Here is a 17,339-nt window from a genome sequence, read left to right as displayed (position 1 = left end):
TTCTGCATGTAGCGCGCGCCGAAGAGGCCTTGTCGTTCATGTCGTTACCCACGTAGCTGGTGTCGTTGACGTAGGTGCCGCAGCGGCAGTCAGCCGTGACGCGGACGACTACGACGTGTTCTCCGTCTTTGTGCGCACGAGGGTTCTTACAAAGTGCTGACGTCGCGGCTTGTGTCCAGCCGACGTCGCCCACGCCTGCGTATGCCCGTTCAGACACGGCGCCTACGAGGAGGACGTATGACACACCGCGTAACCGACAGGCGGAAGTTCCGGTTGATCGCCACGATGTCGGCAGTGGCCGTGGTGGCAGCAGGCACCGCCACTGCGGCACTGGCCGCCAGGAACGGCGACCCGGCGCCACTTGGTGCGTTCGCGCGCATCGAGCAGGTCGCCTCCAACGTCGTCAACCCGAAGGTGCAGCAGGGCGGCACCAGCGGTGTGTTCACGGTCGACTGCGGCACGAACGAGAACGGCAAGTTCAGCGCGGACAACCCGGTCGCCCAGCCAGGTCTGCGCCACGGTGCCCAACACGTCCACGACTTCGTGGGCAACCTGTCCATCAGCGCCGAGTCCACCGACGAGAGCCTGGAGGACTCGGACACGACCTGTCGCAACGGCGACCGGTCGTCCTACTTCTGGCCGGTCGTGCGGATCAATCCACAGGCCAACCCGACGTCGTCCGGCTCCAGCCCGGAGAAGATCAAGGAAGCCGGCGGGGCCGAGGTCGCCTGCCCGTCGGTCGCGGACCGGTTGCCCGCAGTGCCACAGCAGGCCCGCGACGAGGTCAACAGGAACCTCGCACTGCTCGAGCAGCAGGTCAAGGAAGCCGGCGACCGGGTGGCGCGCAACGAGAACCCCGGCGACCCGAACTTCGTGAACAACGCGATCCTCGGCCCGCTGCGCAGCAAGCGGGTGGCCACCCTGGACCGGATGGCGATCGCCATCGGCCGGTCCGCGCGCAAGCCTAACCTGATCTCACTCGCCGACTGCGACGTGCGATTCGGGCACAGCGGGCACGGTGACCCCTCGCAGGCTCCTCGCAAGTTCGCCGGCCAGGGCGGTGCGAAACAGGACGGCGCCACGCCGACGATCAAGTGCCCGTCGGTGCGCGGTGCACTGCCCGGCGTGCCTGATCAGGCGGTCGACGAGGTAAACCGGAACCTCGCGCTGCTGGACAAGCAGATCGCCGAGGCCAACCAGCGACTGGTGACGAGCAAGGGCCAGGGCGGGCCGAACTTCGTCGACAACGCGATTCTCGGCCCCCTGAAGGACAAGCGGGTCGCGACCCTCGACCGGATCGCCATAGCGATCGGCCGCAACGCCCAGCGGCCGCAAGGGCTTGAGCGCCTCGCACCGTGCGGTCTCATCGAGAATGGCAACACGGGTGGGAACAACAACGGCGGCAACGACCCGGCTTTGGCCGCCCCCACGGGACAGAACCTGGAGCTCGTCGGCAACAACGGCAAGATCGTGCGGCCCGCCCAGGTGAAGATCGAGTACCGCGGCAACGCGACCGCCAAGGTCACGGCCATGCCGAAGTTCCTCAAGATGATCACCGGTGACGCGAAGCCGACCAGCCGCGGTCCCGCCAACGCCCGCGCGACGTGGACCTGCGGCGGTTTTGAGGACCGGCTCTCGGACAAGTACGTCATCTGCCCGAACGGCAGCAAGGTCATGCGCGTGCACGACTTCGCCGGTTGCTGGGACGGCCAGAACACCGACAGCGCCAACCACCGCGACCACGTCCGGTTCGCGGACGCGCAGACCGGCGCCTGCCCGAAGGGCTTCCGAGCTATCCCGCAGCTGCGGATCAGCATCTCCTACGACATCTCGCGCGACGTGCAGGAGAAGGGCCAGTACCAGCTCGACGCGTTCCCCGAGGAGAACCACAACCCGTTCTCCGACCACAACGACTTCGCCAACGTCAACTCCGACCAGACCATGGCGCAAATCGTGAAGTGCGTGAACGAAGGACGGCGCTGCGGCTGACCGCTGCCGTTGGGGTGCGGTCGCGCGGGCCGCACCCCGACTCGGCTCGGCGGAAAGTGTTCGGGCACCTGAACACAGCACAGCCGACCGCATCGCGGGCCAGATCGCGATTGGTGTGTAGCGCGAACGCGACCTGAGACGACATTGCAGATGATGTGACCGACCTGGTGTTCGATCAGCGCGGAGGTTGTGCGGATGACCGCAGTACCGGACACGGTGGCAACGGCGGCTCTGGCTGCGGCCGATCAGATGGACCCTGGCGGCCGCTTGCGCACCGATGTGCTCGCGGAGCTCCACTCGTCCGAGCGCACTACCGAGCGCTACAACGACATCGTCGACATCGCCGCGTTGATCGTCAGCATCGCCACGCTCGCCTGGACTGTCACTGTGAACCTTCGGACCAAGACTGAGAAGCCGAAGGCGGAAACGGTCGCAAGGCGAGTGAGGGTGGAGTTCCCCGTGACGGACAACATCTCTCCGGAACAGCGCGATCTGGTCATCGACGTGGTGGTGGACCGGATCCTGGCCGAGGACGAAGAGAAGTAGCAGGTGCGCGTCGAGTTCCCCTCAGCCGGCCGGGCTGTTGTTTCGCCGGATGCGCAGGATCTCGCCGTCCTCGACGAGCAGGCCAGGGAAGAGCTGCGTTGGTACGTCGAGGACTACCTGAGGGCTCCGTTCGGCGTCTACGCAGAGCGAGGCCCTCAGGTCGCCGCGAAGTTGCGGGAGTGGGGCCAGAACCTGTTGAGGCTGATCTTCTCCGACTTCGTTGACGGCTATCAGTCGCTTCGGGCGGATTCAGCGGCTGAGATCGTGCTGCGGTCGGACTCGGCCGAGTGGTTGGGTCTGCCTTGGGAGCTGTGCGCGGACCCCGCACGGCCCGCCCCACTGGCCGTTGACGGTGTGCGGTTCACGCGAGTTGTGGAGTCTGCCGAGCAGATCCCTCCGTCCTTCGTCGAAGGCGAACGACTTCGGGTGCTGATGGTGATCTCGCGTCCGGCAGGTCAGCGGGACGTGGCTTTCCGCAGCATCGCCCGGCCCATGCTCGACGCGATCAACGACCAGGCTGACATCGTCGTCCTGCGGCCACCGACACTGGATCGGCTCGCGGACGAGCTGACCGCGGCACGAGCGGCCGGCAGGCCCTTCCAGATCGTCCACCTCGACTGCCACGGGGAATTCGGCGGCAACGAGGCCACACTGTTGTTCGAGCGTCCGGGCAAGGGCGCAGAACGAGTGCGCGCTTCCCAGCTCTCCCAGGTCCTCGCCGCCGCGCAGGTGCCTGTGGTCGTACTCAACGCTTGTCATTCCGGCGCTGTGGGAACGACTCTGGAAGCAGCGGTCGCCACGAGGCTGATCAAGGCCGGCGCCGCGGCGGTCGTGGCCATGGCATATGCGGTCTACGCGAAAGCGGCGGCCGAGTTCATGACCGGGTTCTACGCCGTGCTGTTCTCCGGCGGCTCGGTTTCCGAGGCTGTCGCCGCTGGTCGCGCGCGGATGGCCCTTCACCCCGAACGCCCCAGTCCTGCCGGACAACTCCCGTTGCACGACTGGTTCGTTCCCGTGCTCTATGCACGCGGTGAAGTGCGTTTCACATACATCGACGTACCCGAGGTGAGCCGCCCTGCAGATGATCCTTTGTCGGAGGTCGGTGTCTTCATAGGCCGTGACGTCGAATTTCACCGTTTCGAGAGCGCCGCGCCGGTGTCGAAAGCGATCGTCCTGCACGGACCCGCAGGCGTGGGAAAGTCCGAGCTGGCCAAAGCACTGGGCAGGTGGTGGCGCACCACCGGAGGTGTTAGGGCGCCGGAACACGTGGTGTGGCACTCGTTCGAATCAGGCGAGCAGTCTTCCGGCGCTGACAGGGTTGTTTCGACCATCGGGCTTCAGGTGCTAGGTACGTCGTTCGGTTCCTTCGACGACGAGCGGCGGCGGCAGATCGTCGACGGCTTGCTGTTGCGCGAGCGGTTGCTGGTCATCTGGGACAACTTCGAGGCGGTCACTGACGAGCACGTCCCGAAGCTGCGCGAGCTGGTCGAGGGGGCCGGGAACAGCGTCTTCCTGATCACGAGCCGCGGCCCGGAGGGACGCTTGGGTGAGCTCGTGCGCATCGAGCTGGCCGGGCTGTCGCCGGAGGATGCCGCCGCCTACACCGACATGGTGCTGGCACCGTTTCCCCGTGCGTGGCCTCGCCGGCGGACGACCGCCTTTCAAGATCTTCTGGCGTGGCTGGACGGTCATCCGTTCGCCATGCGCCTCGTGCTACCGCACGTCGACACCACGGAGCCAGGTGAAGTGCTGGCAGGCCTGCGGGGGCTCGTGGACCTGCCGGTCAGGTACGGCGAAGGCAGACTCGGTTCACTCGAGGCGAGCATCGTCTACTCGACCTCGCGCCTACCTGACCGATCGCAGGAGCTGTTGCTCGCCGTAGCGCTGTTTCAAGTGGTGATCGACCACGACGTTCTCGCTTTGCTCTCGGTCCACACCGCTACGCCGCAACGTCTGCTCGACGTGTCGTTGGAGGAGTGGCGGGAGTTGCTGCAGGACGCCACCGCCGTTGGGTTGCTCAGCGATCTCGGTGGCGGCATCCATCGGTTGCATCCGGCGCTTCCGGGATTCTTCCTAGGCCGCTGGCATGCCCTTACCTCTGACGCGTCAACGGAAGTCGTCTCTGCTCGACGCGCCATGGTCGACGCCATGGCAATGCTTGCCAGATGGGCGTACGAGCAGATCTTGGGAGCGGATGCTCTCATCGGTCACGGAGTCGCTTTCTACCACTCGGCCAACCTGTCCCAGGCGCTGCGTGACGCTCTTGACGGACGCCTCTGGGCGCAAGCCATGGCGCTCGGCCTGCTGATGAACGAGAGGTGGGGGTGGAGCGGTCGCAGCGATGAGGCGCGAATGTGGACCGATCGCGTCCGCCTGGCGGTCGAGGACGACGACGGCAACCCACCGAGCGACCACGACTCCGGCAGCTCGCTGTGGTTGTTCTTCGTCGGCAACCATCTGAACCGGTCGCCTGGGGAAAACGCCGAGGAGCTGTACCGCAAGGTCATCGCCACGTTGCTCGACCAGCCGGAAAACATCCACCGCCAGCGTCAGCTCGCCGTCGCGTACAGCGGTCTGTCGGCGATCCTGCGGTCTCTGGGTCGGTTCGATGAAGCCAGAACCCTGCTCGACGAGGTTCTGGAGCTCTCACGATCGCTGAACTACCCGCAGGGCGTCAGCAGCGTCTACTACTTCTACGGCGACATCGCTGTCAGTCTCGGCCGGTGGGACGAGGCTGAGCAGTGGTACACCCGATCCAGTGAAGAGAGTGGGGCGGCCGGAGATCTGTCCGGAGTCGCGCATGCCGACCAAGCACTCGGCAAGATCTTCTGGATGCGGCAGGACTGGCCACTCGCCGAGCGGCAGTACGACAAAGCCTTGAAGATCCGCACAAGGCTTGGGGACCTTCCGGGGACCGCCGCCACGTTGCAGGCGCTCGGCGAAGTCGCTCTGTACCGCGGCGACTTCGCGCAAGCGGAGGAGCGTCTCCGGGAGTCGCTGGTGATGCGGGAGAGGATCAGTGACCGCTCTGCTGCCGCCGCAGTCTGTTACATACTCGGCGAGCTGGCTTCGCGCCGGGAGCAATGGGACGAGGCGAACAACTGGTTACAGCGCACCTTGCCCGTCTGCACAGCCGTTGCAGACCACTCGGGGCTCGGCCTGTCACACCACGCCTTGGGCCGCATCGCGGAGTCGCGAGGTGACCTGACTCAGGCCGACGTCTGGTATCGACGGGCACTTGCGGACTTCACCGCCACAAACGCCCCCCTTGGGGTGTGCAGCAGCCATGGTGCGCTGAGCGCTACAGCCGAGAAACGCGGCGATACCTCCACGGCTCTGGACCATCTGGTGCGCGGCGTGACCGCGTTCGACGACTTCCCCGTCGACGGAATGGGTCCAGCACCCGAGCATCTACGTTCACTCACGCAGCGAGTTGGTGTTCACGCACTCGAGCGGTCGTGGCTTCGCGTTACCGGAGTCGCTCTGCCTGATCACGTGCGCGCGTTCGTCACCAGTTGACGTCGCCTTCTTGGACCGGAGATCACGGTCATGTCTGCACCGCCCGACGAGCGCATTCGCGGACGGAGTCGGATCAGCTCGAGGGGTGGTGGCCTGGAGCACCGCCTCGGTCAACGCCTGCGTGCGCAACCGCGTCACCTCCTGGTAGTCGGGGTCGGCCACCATGCGACTGAACGCGGTCCGGTCCGGGTAGCGCACGATGATCACCGCATCCCAGTTCTCGCCTTTCTCGGCCACCAGCACGGTGGAGCAGGTTCCAGCGTAGATGATCTCGCCGCCGTAGCGGGGCGGGAACGTCTCGCGCAGATGACGCGCGTACTCCTGGTAGGACTCGGCACCGCCTTCGGCGAACCGCAGCAGGTTCAGCATCACCACAGGCCCGCCTGGGTCTTCGGCGAGCAGTCGCTTCAAGTCCGCACCACGTGGATCAACGGCCATGTGCACAGCATGCCGTGCAGCGCCACCGCCCGCATCGGTTACTGCGACCTCACGTGGTGACAGACCTGCTACTCACCACGAGCAGTCTGTCGTCATCACGCAGCACCGCCACCGTCGGATCCTCTGCCCAGATTCGCTGGCCGTGCCTCATCACGGCGAGCACCTGCTGCCCGCAGGCGAGTGGCGATCGGCCGACCTCGTCCATCGTCACCGCGCGTTCGGTCAAGGTCCACTCGAGATCAGGAGACTCACCGCCGCCGTCCTGTGGCCGCGCCGCGCCGGGTACCCACTCGTAGACCTGACGGACGTCTACAACGTGATCGGCGCCCGCGTGTTCGATCAGCTCGCGAACTTCAGAGCTGTGGACCACGGTGATGATCATGGCTGTCTCGTTGAGCGAACGCACTGCGGACGTGGTCCGCACGGCAGTCTCGTCATCCGGAACCGCGACAACGACATGATCGGCGTCATGCGCGCCGGCCAACCACAAGGTGCGCAAACGCCAACAGGGACCGACCACCGCCGGCACACCTTCCAGCACAGCTTGCTCGGCCCGCACGGGATCCGAGTCGACCACCATGAAGCCGTTCGCGTGACCATTTTCACGCAGCGCCGCGACGACGGCTCGACCGCGGACGCTGTAACCGATGAGCACGGTTCGCGAACTCACCAAATCTCCCATCGCGGACAACCGTGCTCCCGGAGCAGTTTGGCGCGGACGCTCACCACGACCGGTTCGCGTCCGCCTCCCCATTGTGACGGAAACCTGCACTGTGCAACCTTGCGAGGTCCTTTCGATGATCGCGTATGTCGAGCAGTTCCTGGATCAACGGTCGCTGCGGACGATGAGGACCAGACCTACGGCGAAGATCACAGCGATCACGGTCAACCCCGCCCATCCACCCCAGGAGGCCAGAGCCAGTACCGCTACAGGCACGACCACGAACAATCCGGCCAGAACCGCTGGCCGGAGGACACCGCTGGAGTCGAAGAGGAATCGGCGCATCACCACAGCCTGGCAAACGTCCTACAAGGACATTCAGGTGGGCCGACACGCAGCACCGCAACTGCTGCTCCTCGGCAACGAAGTACCCTCTCCCACGAGGAGGCTCAATGGCGATGGAACCACCCGAGCAGGAACCCGACTACCGGTTCTCGTTGGCCAACGAGCGCACGTTCCTCGCCTGGATCCGCACCGCACTGGGTCTGCTCGCTGCGGGCGTGGCGGTCCGGCAGTTCGTGCCCCCGTTCGCGATCCCCGGTGCCACGACCGGCCTTGCGCTGGGATGCGTCGGGCTGGCCTTCGTCGTCGCCGTGGTCAGCTTTCCCCGGTGGCGGCGCGTCCAGCAAGCGATGCGCACCGGGGCTCCCCTGCCACGCAACTCGATGATCGTCGCGCTCGCGGCCGGAGTGGTGTTGATGGCGTTGTTCGCGGCGGTGCTGGTGGTGGTCGGATGAGTCGTGACGCCGGCCTGCAGCCTGAACGCACCGTGCTGGCGTGGAACCGCACAGCCCTGGCTGCGGCAGCCTGCTCATTGCTCCTGCTGAACACTGCGGCGCGGCACGGTTGGAGTTCGGCGATCGTTCCTGCGGTGTGCACGGCAGCCGTATCCGCATCTCTCGTCATGCTCGGCCGTCATCGTCAGTCGAGCATGAAGCAATCGCGCGGACTGTTCCTGATCAGCGCTCTCGTGAGCCTCGCGTGTGTCTCTGCGCTGCCACTCGTGTGGAACGGCCACTGAGCCCCGATGTGTTCGGCGGTTCCGCAAACGCTGGAGAGTGGTCAGTCACCGACGGGTCCGCTGCTCAGCACGACCAGTTTGTCGTCGCAGCGCAACTCCCCGACCTCAGGATCCTCGGCCCAGATCCGCTGACCAGCCCGCACGACGGCCAGCACGTCGTTGCCGCACTCCAGCGGCGAGCTGCCGACCTCGTCCTGCATCACCGGACGCTCCAGCACGGACCACTCCAGCTCCGGCAAGTGATCGCACACGAGGCTGTCCATCTCGAGCGCCCACTCGCCGACGCGGTCCGCGACCAGGACGTGATCGGCTCCGAGGTATTCGATGAGCTCCTGCAGTTGTGTGCTGTGGACCAGAGTGGTGATCGTGGCGGCCTCGTTCAGGCTGCGCACGACCGAGGTGATGCGCAAAGCCAAAGCATCATCGGTCACGGCGACGACGATGTGGTCCGACGCCTGCACGCCTGCCGACCACAGCACGTCCAGGCGCCAGCCTTCACCCGCCACGGCACGCACACCGTCCACTCCAGCCTGCACGACGCGTTCAGGGTCGGAGTCGACGACTGTGAAGTCCGTCGCATGACCTCCGGCGTACAGCGTGCTCAGGACGACACGGCCGCGAGCGCTGTAGCCGATGAGCACGGCATGTGAGCGCATCCGACAATCCCCATCTTGCGCGGGCGGGTGCCGGCCGATCCTGCCGGCCGGCACCCGGATCTCCCCGTGGTGGCCTGGCGCGGACGCCCGCCCCGACCGGTGGCGTCCGCCACGCCATTCTGATGGAGACCCGCACTGTGCAACCTTGCGAGGCACTTGCGATGTGATCTCATTCTCGCGACGAGCGCGAGCGGCGCGGACGTCCACCTGTCCACAGGTAGATCCCTCCCACGACGGCCACCATCACGAGGACACCGAGGATCGCGTCGGAGCCGCCGCTTCCGTTCTCCTGAGCGATGTTCTGCGTCCTGGGCACGGTGGGCACCGCCTGGGGAACAGCGGGAACGGGTGCAGGACTGACCGGCGCGGCGGCGAGCGCGGCGAGCGGGATGGCTTCCGTGTCGTTGAAATCGACCATGCCGGTGGCTTCGAGAACTTGGATGTGGTCGAGCACCACTTCCATGCAGCGCTTGGCGAAGTCCCGGATCAGCGTGTTGCGGGTGCCGGTGCGAACGACCGCGAGGAACTTGTAGACACCACCGTGTGCCGCGCGGAGGCGGTTGGCGAAGACCCGGTCGAACTCGGCGCTGCCGGCCGGGGCGTTGGTCATCTCCGCGATCCAGCCCTTCTGGTCCGCGTTGGACTCGCTGGGCAGCGGAACGTTCAGCGTGCGTCCGAGCTCGAGAACCTTGGCGTCCAGCTCGGCGTGGCCACTGATCAGATGCCGGCCCGCCTCCTTGACGAGAGGGTTGGCGGATTTCTCCAGTCCCAGCCGGCCCGCGGGCCCTTCCCACAATCCCGCCAGCCGAACCTTGACGAGCATGTCCCTGCCCGCGGGTCCCATGGGGCCGAACTGGGTCTGCGTGTACTCCGGCCCGAACTCGGGCTGCGCAGCTGCTTGCGGAGCCGCGAGCGAACAAAGGATCGCTAGCGCCGTCACCACCTGGGCGAGACGTGTGAGCACGTGGATCTCCCTCCGCGTATAGCGGCGATCGTGTGTACCGACACGGAGGGATACGGACGAAACGGACCGGCAAGATTATTGCATTGTGCAAACGTTATCTACTCGTTATCGACGCAGATCGTGCAGTAGTGGGGCCCCAGCGGCCTGTCGGAGCCGGTCCACCCTGCCTGATCGGCCTGCAGCCACAGCAAGTCCCACGCGAACAGTCCTGTGGCACTGGTGCGGCGCGACCGCCCGCACCCGTCGCACACCAGGATTGTCCCTGTCATGCCTTTGTCGGTGGTGGGCATGCCTGTCACGACTGGTAGGGCCTCTCATCATCCCGAGACAGACGCCGGCCGTCTCTCGCCGGCTGACGTCTGACCTTCCCCGGAAGCGCGCGGGCACGCGCCCACTACGGGCGATCCCCCGCGGCGACAAGCATGCCTGACGCGTGCATTGTGCAACCTTACGAACTCCTTTCGAAGGCGTACATCTCAGCCGCAATGCGGTCACCATGGCAACGTGGTAGAAGCAGCACTAGAAACCTACGAAGAAAAGCGGGACATGGATTTCTCCGTGCTGCTCGTGGACGACGACGAGCGCATCCGCCAGGCACTCGGCCTGGCCCTCGCGGACGAGGGCTTCGCCGTGGACGAGGCCGTCTCGGGTGAAGACGCGTTGAGCCGGCTCGACACCGACTCCTTCGACGTCGTCCTGCTCGACCTCATGCTGCCCGGCGTGGACGGTCTGCAGGTCTGCAGGAGACTGCGCGCTCAGGGCGATCTGCCGATCATCATCGTGACGGCGCGCACCGACACGCCCGACGTCATCGCCGGGCTGGAAGCGGGCGCGGACGACTACGTGACCAAACCCCTGGTGGCGAGTGAGCTGGCCGCACGCATCCGAGCACTCTTGCGGCGCCGTGGCGGCACGCGGGAGAACCTCTCCTACCGCATCGAGGACCTGGAGATCTGGCCGGACGAAGGCGTCGTCAAACGCGGCGGCGAGGAGATCCGGTTGACACGCACCGAATTCCGCCTCCTCGCCGAACTGGCCGGGGGCGGTGGGCGCATCGTCACCAGGGAACAGCTGTTGCAGCGGGTGTGGGGGTACGACTACTACGGCGACACCCGGCTGCTCGACGTGCACATCCGCAGACTGCGCACGAAGGTCGAGCACAACGCCGAAGATCCGGTGTTCGTGCTTACGGTGCGCGGTTCCGGTTACAAGATCGGCCCGCCGAGGTGATGGTGCCCCGCCTCTCCCTGCGCTGGCGGGTGGCCGCCGCGCTCGGTCTCGGTTCCGTGCTCGTCACCAGCCTGCTGGCCATCGCGACGTGGAACCTCGCGTCGGATTACATGCTCCGGCAGCGCGTGCAGGCCACGACCCGTCAGGCGGAGGTCAACCTGCGCCTGGTCGAGGAGGCCGTTCGCACCAACTCCGACGGGCTGACCGAACTGCTGACCGGACTCACCACAAATCCGGACTCGACGATCATGCTCTTCCACGGGAACGAGGTGCTGACGAGCGGACGACAGGTCGATCCCGCCGTCGTTCCTCCTGACCTGATCGTGATGGCACGCGACGGCACGCCCGCCAGGCAACGCCTCCGGGCCGACGGCATCCCGGTGATCGCGGTGGCCCAGTCACTGGCCGACGGGCAGGGCGTTTACGTCGAACTCTTCCAGCTCGTCCAACTCGACCGCACCTTCCGCTTCCTCAGCGGACTGCTGATCGCCGGAACAGTGCTCAGCGGCATGATCGGCGTGGGACTGGGTTCATGGGCCAGCAGACGCGCGCTGAGACCCTTGACCGAACTGACCGCCGCCGCGTCACGCATCGCCGGCGGCGATCTGAAAGCACGACTACCCAGCCAGCGCGACCCCGACCTCGGTCCGCTGGCCAGCACGTTCAACACGACCGCCGACGCGTTGGAGCAACGTGTGCTGCGCGATGCCCGGTTCGCGGGCGACGTCAGCCACGAACTCCGCTCGCCCCTCACGACGATGGTCAACGCCGCCGCCGTGCTCCGGCGTCGGCAGGCGGAGTTGCCCGGCACGGCGGGCAAGGCACTCGGGCTGCTCACGTCCGAGGTCGACAGGTTCGCCCGCATGGTGGTCGACCTGATGGAGATCAGCCGAGCAGACCAGGACGGCGACAAAGCTGACTTCGAGCCGCTCGACGTCGGTGGCCTCGTACACGGTGCCGCAGGTTCGCGCCTCAGCCAAGACGTCGAGATCGTCGTCGAGCCGCCACCACCACTGGTGCTCGGCGACCGGCGCAGGCTCGACCGCGTCATCGGCAACCTCATCGAAAACGCCGAGCAGCACGCCGGAGGCGCCGTCCGGCTGGCCGTGCTCCACCAGGACGGCAGCGTTCGGCTCGAGGTCGATGATGCGGGACCCGGTGTGCCTCGTGACATGAGGAGCCAGGTGTTCGAACGCTTCACCCGTGGCGCCAGAGCCGGCAGCCGGGGTGCCGACACCGGCAGCGGACTCGGCTTGGCGCTCGTCGCCGAACACGTCCGCCGCCATCACGGCAAGGTGTGGGTCGAGGACCGCCCTGGCGGTGGAGCGCGATTCGTCGTGGAGCTTCCGGAGGCCCTTTCATGAGAATCTTCCTGGTCGCCGCTGCGTGCCTTCTGGCTGCCGCGTGTGGAGTGTCCACACAGGATGAACCGGAACCGCTGGGCACCACGACCACGCACAGAGAGGCGCCTACGCCGGTGGTGACACAGCGGCGCCATTCAACGCCGGTGACCACTTCAACCACCTCGAGCACGCCTGCCGCCTCGAGAGCGCTCGCTCCGTCACCTGGCGCGACGGGAGATCGTTAGCCACTCGTCAGGCGCAGCGGCCGGGAAGTCGGACAGGATGGACGGAATCCGCCGGAAGGACTCCGTTTTGAGCCGAAGCCGTTCCATGCCCGCCGACGCGGACGCAGTTTTCGACGTCCTGTCCGATCTCGACAACATGACCACCTGGCTACCCGACTCCATCGAGGTCGAGTTGTCCGGCCCCAACCTCATCCGCCTGTGGTTGCCGGGCCTGCACGCTGATGTCGACGTCGAGCGGCAGGTCACCATCGACTGGGAACGGTTGCGCATCACCTGGGGCAGCGAAACCACGACGAGTTGCAACGGCACCCTCCAGGTCCTCCGGCTGACCGCAGGCCGCAGCGCGGTCTCCGTGCGCCTGACAGGCCCGCCCGGAGCGTCACGGAGCACGGTCGACACCTGGATCGAGTCAGCGCTCGACGCTCTCGAAACCGTCGTAGCTGCCGAATGCCGTACAAAACAGGCAGTGCACCAACCGGCTCTGTGATCACAGCACCGAAGTTGCGGTACAACAGTCGCATGACCCGGTCCAAGGTCGGCGCGAACGACGTCGACGCGCTCACCGACGCCGTGCTGACAGCCTCGCGCCTGTTGGTCGCCGTGTCCGCGCGCTCGCTCGCGGCGTTCGAGGAGACCCTCACCTTGCCGCAGTTCCGGATGCTCGTCGTCCTGGACAGCCGGGGAGCGATGAAGCTCAGCTCGTTGGCCGATCTGCTGGACGTCAACCCGTCCACGGTGACCCGCATGGTCGACCGCCTCGTGACGACCGGGATGGTCGCACGTCAGCCCAACCCGGCAACGCGCCGTGAGGTCGTGACCGAACTGACCGACGAAGGCCGCCGGGTCGTGCGCGGCGTGACCCGACGGCGGCGTGCGGCGATCGCGAAGATCGTCGCGAGGATGCCCGAGGACGAACGGCGAGGGCTCGTCGATGCGCTGACCGCCTTCACCGAAGCAGGCGGCGAGCCCACGGTGACCACGGCTGATCTCGGCTGGATCTGACCGGAGTCAGCCCAGCCACCTCCCCGCATCGATGGCGGCCACCAGCGACACCAGTGCGACGGCGGTGCCGACCACCACCTGGTTGATCTGGACCACCGAGCTGACGTCGGCACGCACGAACGCCGCCGCGACGAGCGTCGCAGCGAGACCGATGTTCACCGTGCGCAACCCAGGAACGTCCAATGGTGCCAGAGCGCGCAGCATTCCTGCCAGCATGATCACCACGGCCAGCCCCAGCGGTGTCCAGTACGGCCGAAAAAGGTGTTGTGAGGCCTGGAAGTCCAGCAGCGGAGGAGCGGCGACCAGCCACACACCCGCGAGGAACGTGAGGGTTCCTGCTCTGGCTTCCGCTTGCCGACGTCTTTCTTCACGCACACAACGATCTTTGCTCTAGAAGAGCGGTTCACCGGCCGAGTTCGACCATCGTAGGGAGTTCGCAACGTCCGCTGCCGGTGTGCTCATCCGGACGATTTGGCGTCGGTCACGCGGAGCGGGATGCCCTTCGTGCAGGTGGTCGGCTTCTCGAGTGCCGGTGTGCCTTCGACCACCACCTCAGCACCAGTCCGCAGCACGTCAGGACTTCCGCCGAGAAGCAGGAACTGCCGGCCGTCGTCAGCCTTCAGAACCAGACAGCGCGGTTCGACACCGCTCTGCACGACACCAGTCAGAGTGATCAAGGCCGGCGCGCAGGAAGGCGGCAAACTGGCATCTCCATCTCCAGATGCCTCCACGATCGCGTCCAGGGTGGTCTCCCCTGCTCGGTCGAACTGGAACGTGACCGGCACCGTCGTGCCCGCGAGAACTTCCTGTGAGAAGTCGATCAGGCGCAAGTGGTAGGCCAGCTCGTCACCGGCCACTCCGGTAACCCCGTCGTTGGCGGCCAATGGCAGCCGTGCAACCTGCTCCCCGGAACCATCGCAGTCGCGGTCCCAGAAGATCTCGACATCGGCGGCGACCGGCGTCCGCACGTCGACCAGCGCATCCGGATGATCCGCGCGGTTGAACAACGCGAGGCTGACCACACCGTCGTCACCCGGACGGAACGCATGACCATCAGGCGGCCGGAGGTGGACGTTGCGCAGCTGGATCTCGCCGAAGTCATCGTTCGTGCCGATGGTTCCGCTCTCGTACACCCTCTGAGGCACACCACACGCCGTGGTTGTGAGGGCCAGCAGCGCCGCCGCTGCCATCGATGCTCCTCTGGCTATTCCAGTTGACGCCATGATCTCTCTCCTTCGCGATCCGTTCAGCTTCAGTGGACCTTCCCGGCGATGCGAGCCCGAAGGGGATTCCCGCTCTGACCGCGCCAGCGCCTACCTCACCGAATCCACAATGGATGTTCGCGACTTCGATCGGCTCGACGCCCTGCGGCCGCTGCCGTGAGGTAGCGACACCTTCACGTGGTGGCAACTCAACGTCGTTGGGGTACAACTGAGCCATGACTCGGTCCAAGGTCGATACCAGCAGCGTCGACGCCCTCGCGGACGCGGTGCTCACGGCGTCGCGCCTTCTCGTCGCCGTCTCCGCACGCTCGATCGCCGCCTCTGGTGACACCATCACACTGCCGCAGTTCCGAGCGCTCGTCGTTCTGCAGAGCAGGGGCCCGATGAAGCTCACCACGCTGGCCGAGCACCTCGGGGTCAACCCGTCGACCGCGACCAGGACCGTCGACCGCCTGCTCGCGCTGGAGATGGTGGCGCGCCAGCCGAACCCCGCCTCACGCCGCGAGGTCGTCATCGAGCTGAGCGAGTCCGGCCGCAAGCTGGTCCGCGACGTGACCCGCCGGCGCCGTGCCGCGATCAGGAAGATCGTCGAACGCATGCCGGAAGACCAACGGCAAGGCCTTGTCGACGCGCTCGCCGCCTTCACCGCCGCCGGTGGAGAGCCTGCGGTGAACGGCAGCGACCCCGGCTGGGTCTGACATTCCTCTTCCTTCGGTCCCACCCGCAGCGGGTACCGCATCAGGCTCGCAACTCACCTGGTGCGACCAAGCCGTTACCAGGACAACGCTGATGCAACAGTTGCATGTACGAAACGTTTCCGACGTCGATGTTCTGACTGCGGCACGGTGACGATCACCGATCCGGGGTAGGCGAAGGGAGGCCAGCCCCACGAGAGGAGACGTCATGAACCAGAACACCGCCAGACTCGCGCAGAGCCTGTCACCGGCATCGAGGACCGGACCGTGAGCGCCCAGAACGGCCGGGGCGAGTCGCTGCACAGGGCGAAGGTGACGGCAGGCTGGCTCAGCGTCGCGTTCCTGCTCGGCCTCCTGTGCGTCGCCGTGGACCGCGGTCCGAACCAGGCATACATCGCTCTCGTGGCGTTGACCATCGTCATGCTGGTGACCGCTTTGGTGACCGGGCTGCGCCGGCACTCGCGCCGCCGCATCGGTTGGCACGACACGAACGGGGAAGCCTCTACGTCCGGAACGCACCGGGAGAAGGGGCTCGTCCATGACCATGGTGTCCGAGATGCTCGAAACCTATCCGGCTGACCTGGGCCAGGCAGACCAGTCTGCCCTCGTGCGGTGCATCGGGGAATGCATTGCATGTGCCCAGGCCTGCACGGCATGCGCGGACGCGTGCTTGTCGGAGGCCGACGACCAACTGCCGATGTTGCGCAAGTGCATCCGCTCCTGCGTGGACTGCGCGGACATCTGCGCCACCGCGGGACGGATCCTGTCCCGCCACACCGAGTACGACGTCAACATCGCCCGACGTGGCGTGAGGATCCGCTTCGCACGGCGGCCAGGTGCACCACCACGTCTGCCGCCTCGGAGACACCCGCGGTCAGTGGGAGGTCGTTACGGTCACCGATCGCGTCGATCTTGCTGCCAGACTTGCCCCGTCGACCGGGCTCGGGCCGGTCAGATTCGCCTTTGACCAGAAAGTCGCCGCGCGACTCAGCTGACACCACCGTCAGGATTCGACCGTGCGGCAACTGCATCAGACGTCAGGTACGTGGCGCAGGGCGCCGACCGGAGCGCCTCTGTGAGGCTCAGATCGACACTGTCCTGAACATCCTCGGTCACCACGCGGATGCCGTCGCGCACCGCCCACCTCCCAGCATGGCAGTACACGGTGCCACCCCCTCAACGCGGCGGAATGAAGATCCGAGCAGGTAGCGCAGCATCGATTTGGTGACCACGGGTTCGATCGGTCTGGTGTCGTTGGAGTCGAGGTAGATCGGTCCGTCGAGGAGTCCGCTGGAGTGGTCACGCGCTGACCTTGTTGTTGGAGTGGGTTTCGTACATGCGTACGGCGACCACGATTCCGGACAGCGCGGTAAGGGCGGCGACCACCCACACCGCGGCGCGCAGGCCCCAGAGGTCGGCGACGATGCCGCCGAGCAGGGCGCCCACGGCGAAGCCGCCGTCGCGCCAGAGCCGGTAGACGCCGACAGCTCGCGCGCGCCATGCCGGGTGCGCGACGTCGCCGATCGTCGCCAGCAGGGTCGGGTAGACCATCGCGGTACCTGCGCCCAGCAACACGGCCGCGACCAGCCACACCGTGAAGGTGTCCGCGACCGCGACGAGTGCGAGCGCCGCAGCCTGAACGAGCATCCCAGCGGTGATCAGGTGTTTGCGGCCCCAGCGGTCTGACAGCGGTCCGGTGGCCAGCTGCCCCAGGCCCCACACGGCCGGGTAGACGGCGGCCAGGACG

General features: G+C 66.4%; 19 protein-coding genes. 12 read left to right on the top strand and 7 right to left on the bottom strand.

Annotation, left to right across the window (positions count from 1 at the left end; genetic code table 11):
- Window positions 1-237 precede the first annotated feature (237 nt).
- The 3 genes from SK571_RS45355 (at window position 238) to SK571_RS45345 (ending at window position 6,054) form a co-directional block, all read left to right on the top strand.
- Window positions 238-1,989, top strand: coding sequence for a DUF1996 domain-containing protein (locus tag SK571_RS45355; protein ID WP_319990295.1), 1,752 nt, complete (start codon window positions 238-240; stop codon window positions 1,987-1,989).
- Between the two features lie 195 nt (window positions 1,990-2,184).
- Window positions 2,185-2,535, top strand: a complete 351-nt coding sequence (locus SK571_RS45350) for a hypothetical protein (RefSeq protein ID WP_319990294.1) — start codon at window positions 2,185-2,187, stop codon at window positions 2,533-2,535.
- 3 nt (window positions 2,536-2,538) lie between these two features.
- A complete protein-coding gene (locus SK571_RS45345; RefSeq protein ID WP_319990293.1) occupies window positions 2,539-6,054 on the top strand; it encodes a tetratricopeptide repeat protein in 3,516 nt (1,171 codons plus the stop codon).
- Here SK571_RS45345 and SK571_RS45340 read toward each other — a convergent pair.
- Window positions 5,953-6,465 (bottom strand): DUF1330 domain-containing protein, encoded by a 513-nt coding sequence (locus SK571_RS45340; protein ID WP_319990292.1) that lies wholly within the window; start codon window positions 6,463-6,465, stop codon window positions 5,953-5,955. The two genes, SK571_RS45345 and SK571_RS45340, sit on opposite strands and share 102 nt — an antisense overlap.
- Window positions 6,466-6,541: 76 nt before the next feature.
- Window positions 6,542-7,162 (bottom strand): NAD(P)-binding protein, encoded by a 621-nt coding sequence (locus SK571_RS45335; RefSeq protein WP_319990291.1) that lies wholly within the window; start codon window positions 7,160-7,162, stop codon window positions 6,542-6,544.
- Between the two features lie 443 nt (window positions 7,163-7,605).
- Here SK571_RS45335 and SK571_RS45330 point away from each other — a divergent pair, with 443 nt between their 5' ends.
- Window positions 7,606-7,950, top strand: coding sequence for a YidH family protein (locus SK571_RS45330; protein WP_319990290.1), 345 nt, complete (start codon window positions 7,606-7,608; stop codon window positions 7,948-7,950).
- Window positions 7,947-8,234: a DUF202 domain-containing protein gene (locus SK571_RS45325; RefSeq protein ID WP_319990289.1), complete on the top strand. Its 288-nt coding sequence runs from the start codon at window positions 7,947-7,949 to the stop codon at window positions 8,232-8,234. The genes SK571_RS45330 and SK571_RS45325 overlap by 4 nt, the downstream gene beginning before the upstream one ends.
- Window positions 8,235-8,275: 41 nt before the next feature.
- On the opposite strand, the gene SK571_RS45320 is transcribed toward SK571_RS45325, so the two are convergent.
- Window positions 8,276-8,890 (bottom strand): NAD(P)-binding protein, encoded by a 615-nt coding sequence (locus tag SK571_RS45320; protein WP_319990288.1) that lies wholly within the window; start codon window positions 8,888-8,890, stop codon window positions 8,276-8,278.
- A gap of 169 nt (window positions 8,891-9,059) precedes the next feature.
- Window positions 9,060-9,854: a DUF4142 domain-containing protein gene (locus tag SK571_RS45315; RefSeq protein ID WP_319990287.1), complete on the bottom strand. Its 795-nt coding sequence runs from the start codon at window positions 9,852-9,854 to the stop codon at window positions 9,060-9,062.
- Between the two features lie 546 nt (window positions 9,855-10,400).
- Between SK571_RS45315 and SK571_RS45310 the strand changes: the two genes are divergently transcribed.
- The 4 genes from SK571_RS45310 to SK571_RS45295 all read left to right on the top strand — a co-directional run bounded on the left by SK571_RS45310 (window position 10,401) and on the right by SK571_RS45295 (window position 13,674).
- Window positions 10,401-11,084, top strand: a complete 684-nt coding sequence (locus SK571_RS45310; protein ID WP_319990286.1) for a response regulator transcription factor — start codon at window positions 10,401-10,403, stop codon at window positions 11,082-11,084.
- Entirely contained in the window at window positions 11,084-12,448 is a 1,365-nt protein-coding gene (locus tag SK571_RS45305) for a sensor histidine kinase (RefSeq protein WP_319990285.1), read from the top strand. Before SK571_RS45310 ends, SK571_RS45305 begins: the two co-directional genes overlap by 1 nt.
- A gap of 291 nt (window positions 12,449-12,739) precedes the next feature.
- The gene (locus SK571_RS45300; protein ID WP_319990284.1) at window positions 12,740-13,159 is read left to right on the top strand and encodes an SRPBCC family protein; all 420 of its coding nucleotides are present in this window, start codon (window positions 12,740-12,742) and stop codon (window positions 13,157-13,159) included.
- Between the two features lie 32 nt (window positions 13,160-13,191).
- Complete coding sequence (locus SK571_RS45295; protein ID WP_319990283.1) at window positions 13,192-13,674, top strand: MarR family winged helix-turn-helix transcriptional regulator; 483 nt, start codon at window positions 13,192-13,194, stop codon at window positions 13,672-13,674.
- 6 nt (window positions 13,675-13,680) lie between these two features.
- On the opposite strand, the gene SK571_RS45290 is transcribed toward SK571_RS45295, so the two are convergent.
- On the bottom strand, window positions 13,681-14,049 hold the full coding sequence (locus tag SK571_RS45290) for an SPW repeat domain-containing protein (protein WP_319990282.1): 369 nt from the start codon (window positions 14,047-14,049) through the stop codon (window positions 13,681-13,683).
- A gap of 83 nt (window positions 14,050-14,132) precedes the next feature.
- The gene (locus SK571_RS45285; protein ID WP_319990281.1) at window positions 14,133-14,864 is read right to left on the bottom strand and encodes a copper chaperone PCu(A)C; all 732 of its coding nucleotides are present in this window, start codon (window positions 14,862-14,864) and stop codon (window positions 14,133-14,135) included.
- 248 nt (window positions 14,865-15,112) lie between these two features.
- Here SK571_RS45285 and SK571_RS45280 point away from each other — a divergent pair, with 248 nt between their 5' ends.
- The 3 genes from SK571_RS45280 to SK571_RS45270 all read left to right on the top strand — a co-directional run bounded on the left by SK571_RS45280 (window position 15,113) and on the right by SK571_RS45270 (window position 16,559).
- Complete coding sequence (locus tag SK571_RS45280; protein ID WP_319990280.1) at window positions 15,113-15,595, top strand: MarR family winged helix-turn-helix transcriptional regulator; 483 nt, start codon at window positions 15,113-15,115, stop codon at window positions 15,593-15,595.
- A gap of 264 nt (window positions 15,596-15,859) precedes the next feature.
- Window positions 15,860-16,171: a hypothetical protein gene (locus SK571_RS45275; protein ID WP_319990279.1), complete on the top strand. Its 312-nt coding sequence runs from the start codon at window positions 15,860-15,862 to the stop codon at window positions 16,169-16,171.
- Complete coding sequence (locus tag SK571_RS45270) at window positions 16,131-16,559, top strand: four-helix bundle copper-binding protein (protein WP_319990278.1); 429 nt, start codon at window positions 16,131-16,133, stop codon at window positions 16,557-16,559. Before SK571_RS45275 ends, SK571_RS45270 begins: the two co-directional genes overlap by 41 nt.
- Window positions 16,560-16,891: 332 nt before the next feature.
- Here SK571_RS45270 and SK571_RS45265 read toward each other — a convergent pair.
- Window positions 16,892-17,339: MFS transporter (locus SK571_RS45265; RefSeq protein WP_319990277.1), on the bottom strand; the 448-nt coding region annotated here is incomplete at its 5' end.

The sequence above is a fragment of the Lentzea kristufekii genome, assembly GCF_033949925.1.
GTDB classification, from domain to species: Bacteria; Actinomycetota; Actinomycetes; order Mycobacteriales; family Pseudonocardiaceae; genus Lentzea; species Lentzea kristufekii.
This window is presented reverse-complemented; position numbering and strand designations above follow the sequence as displayed.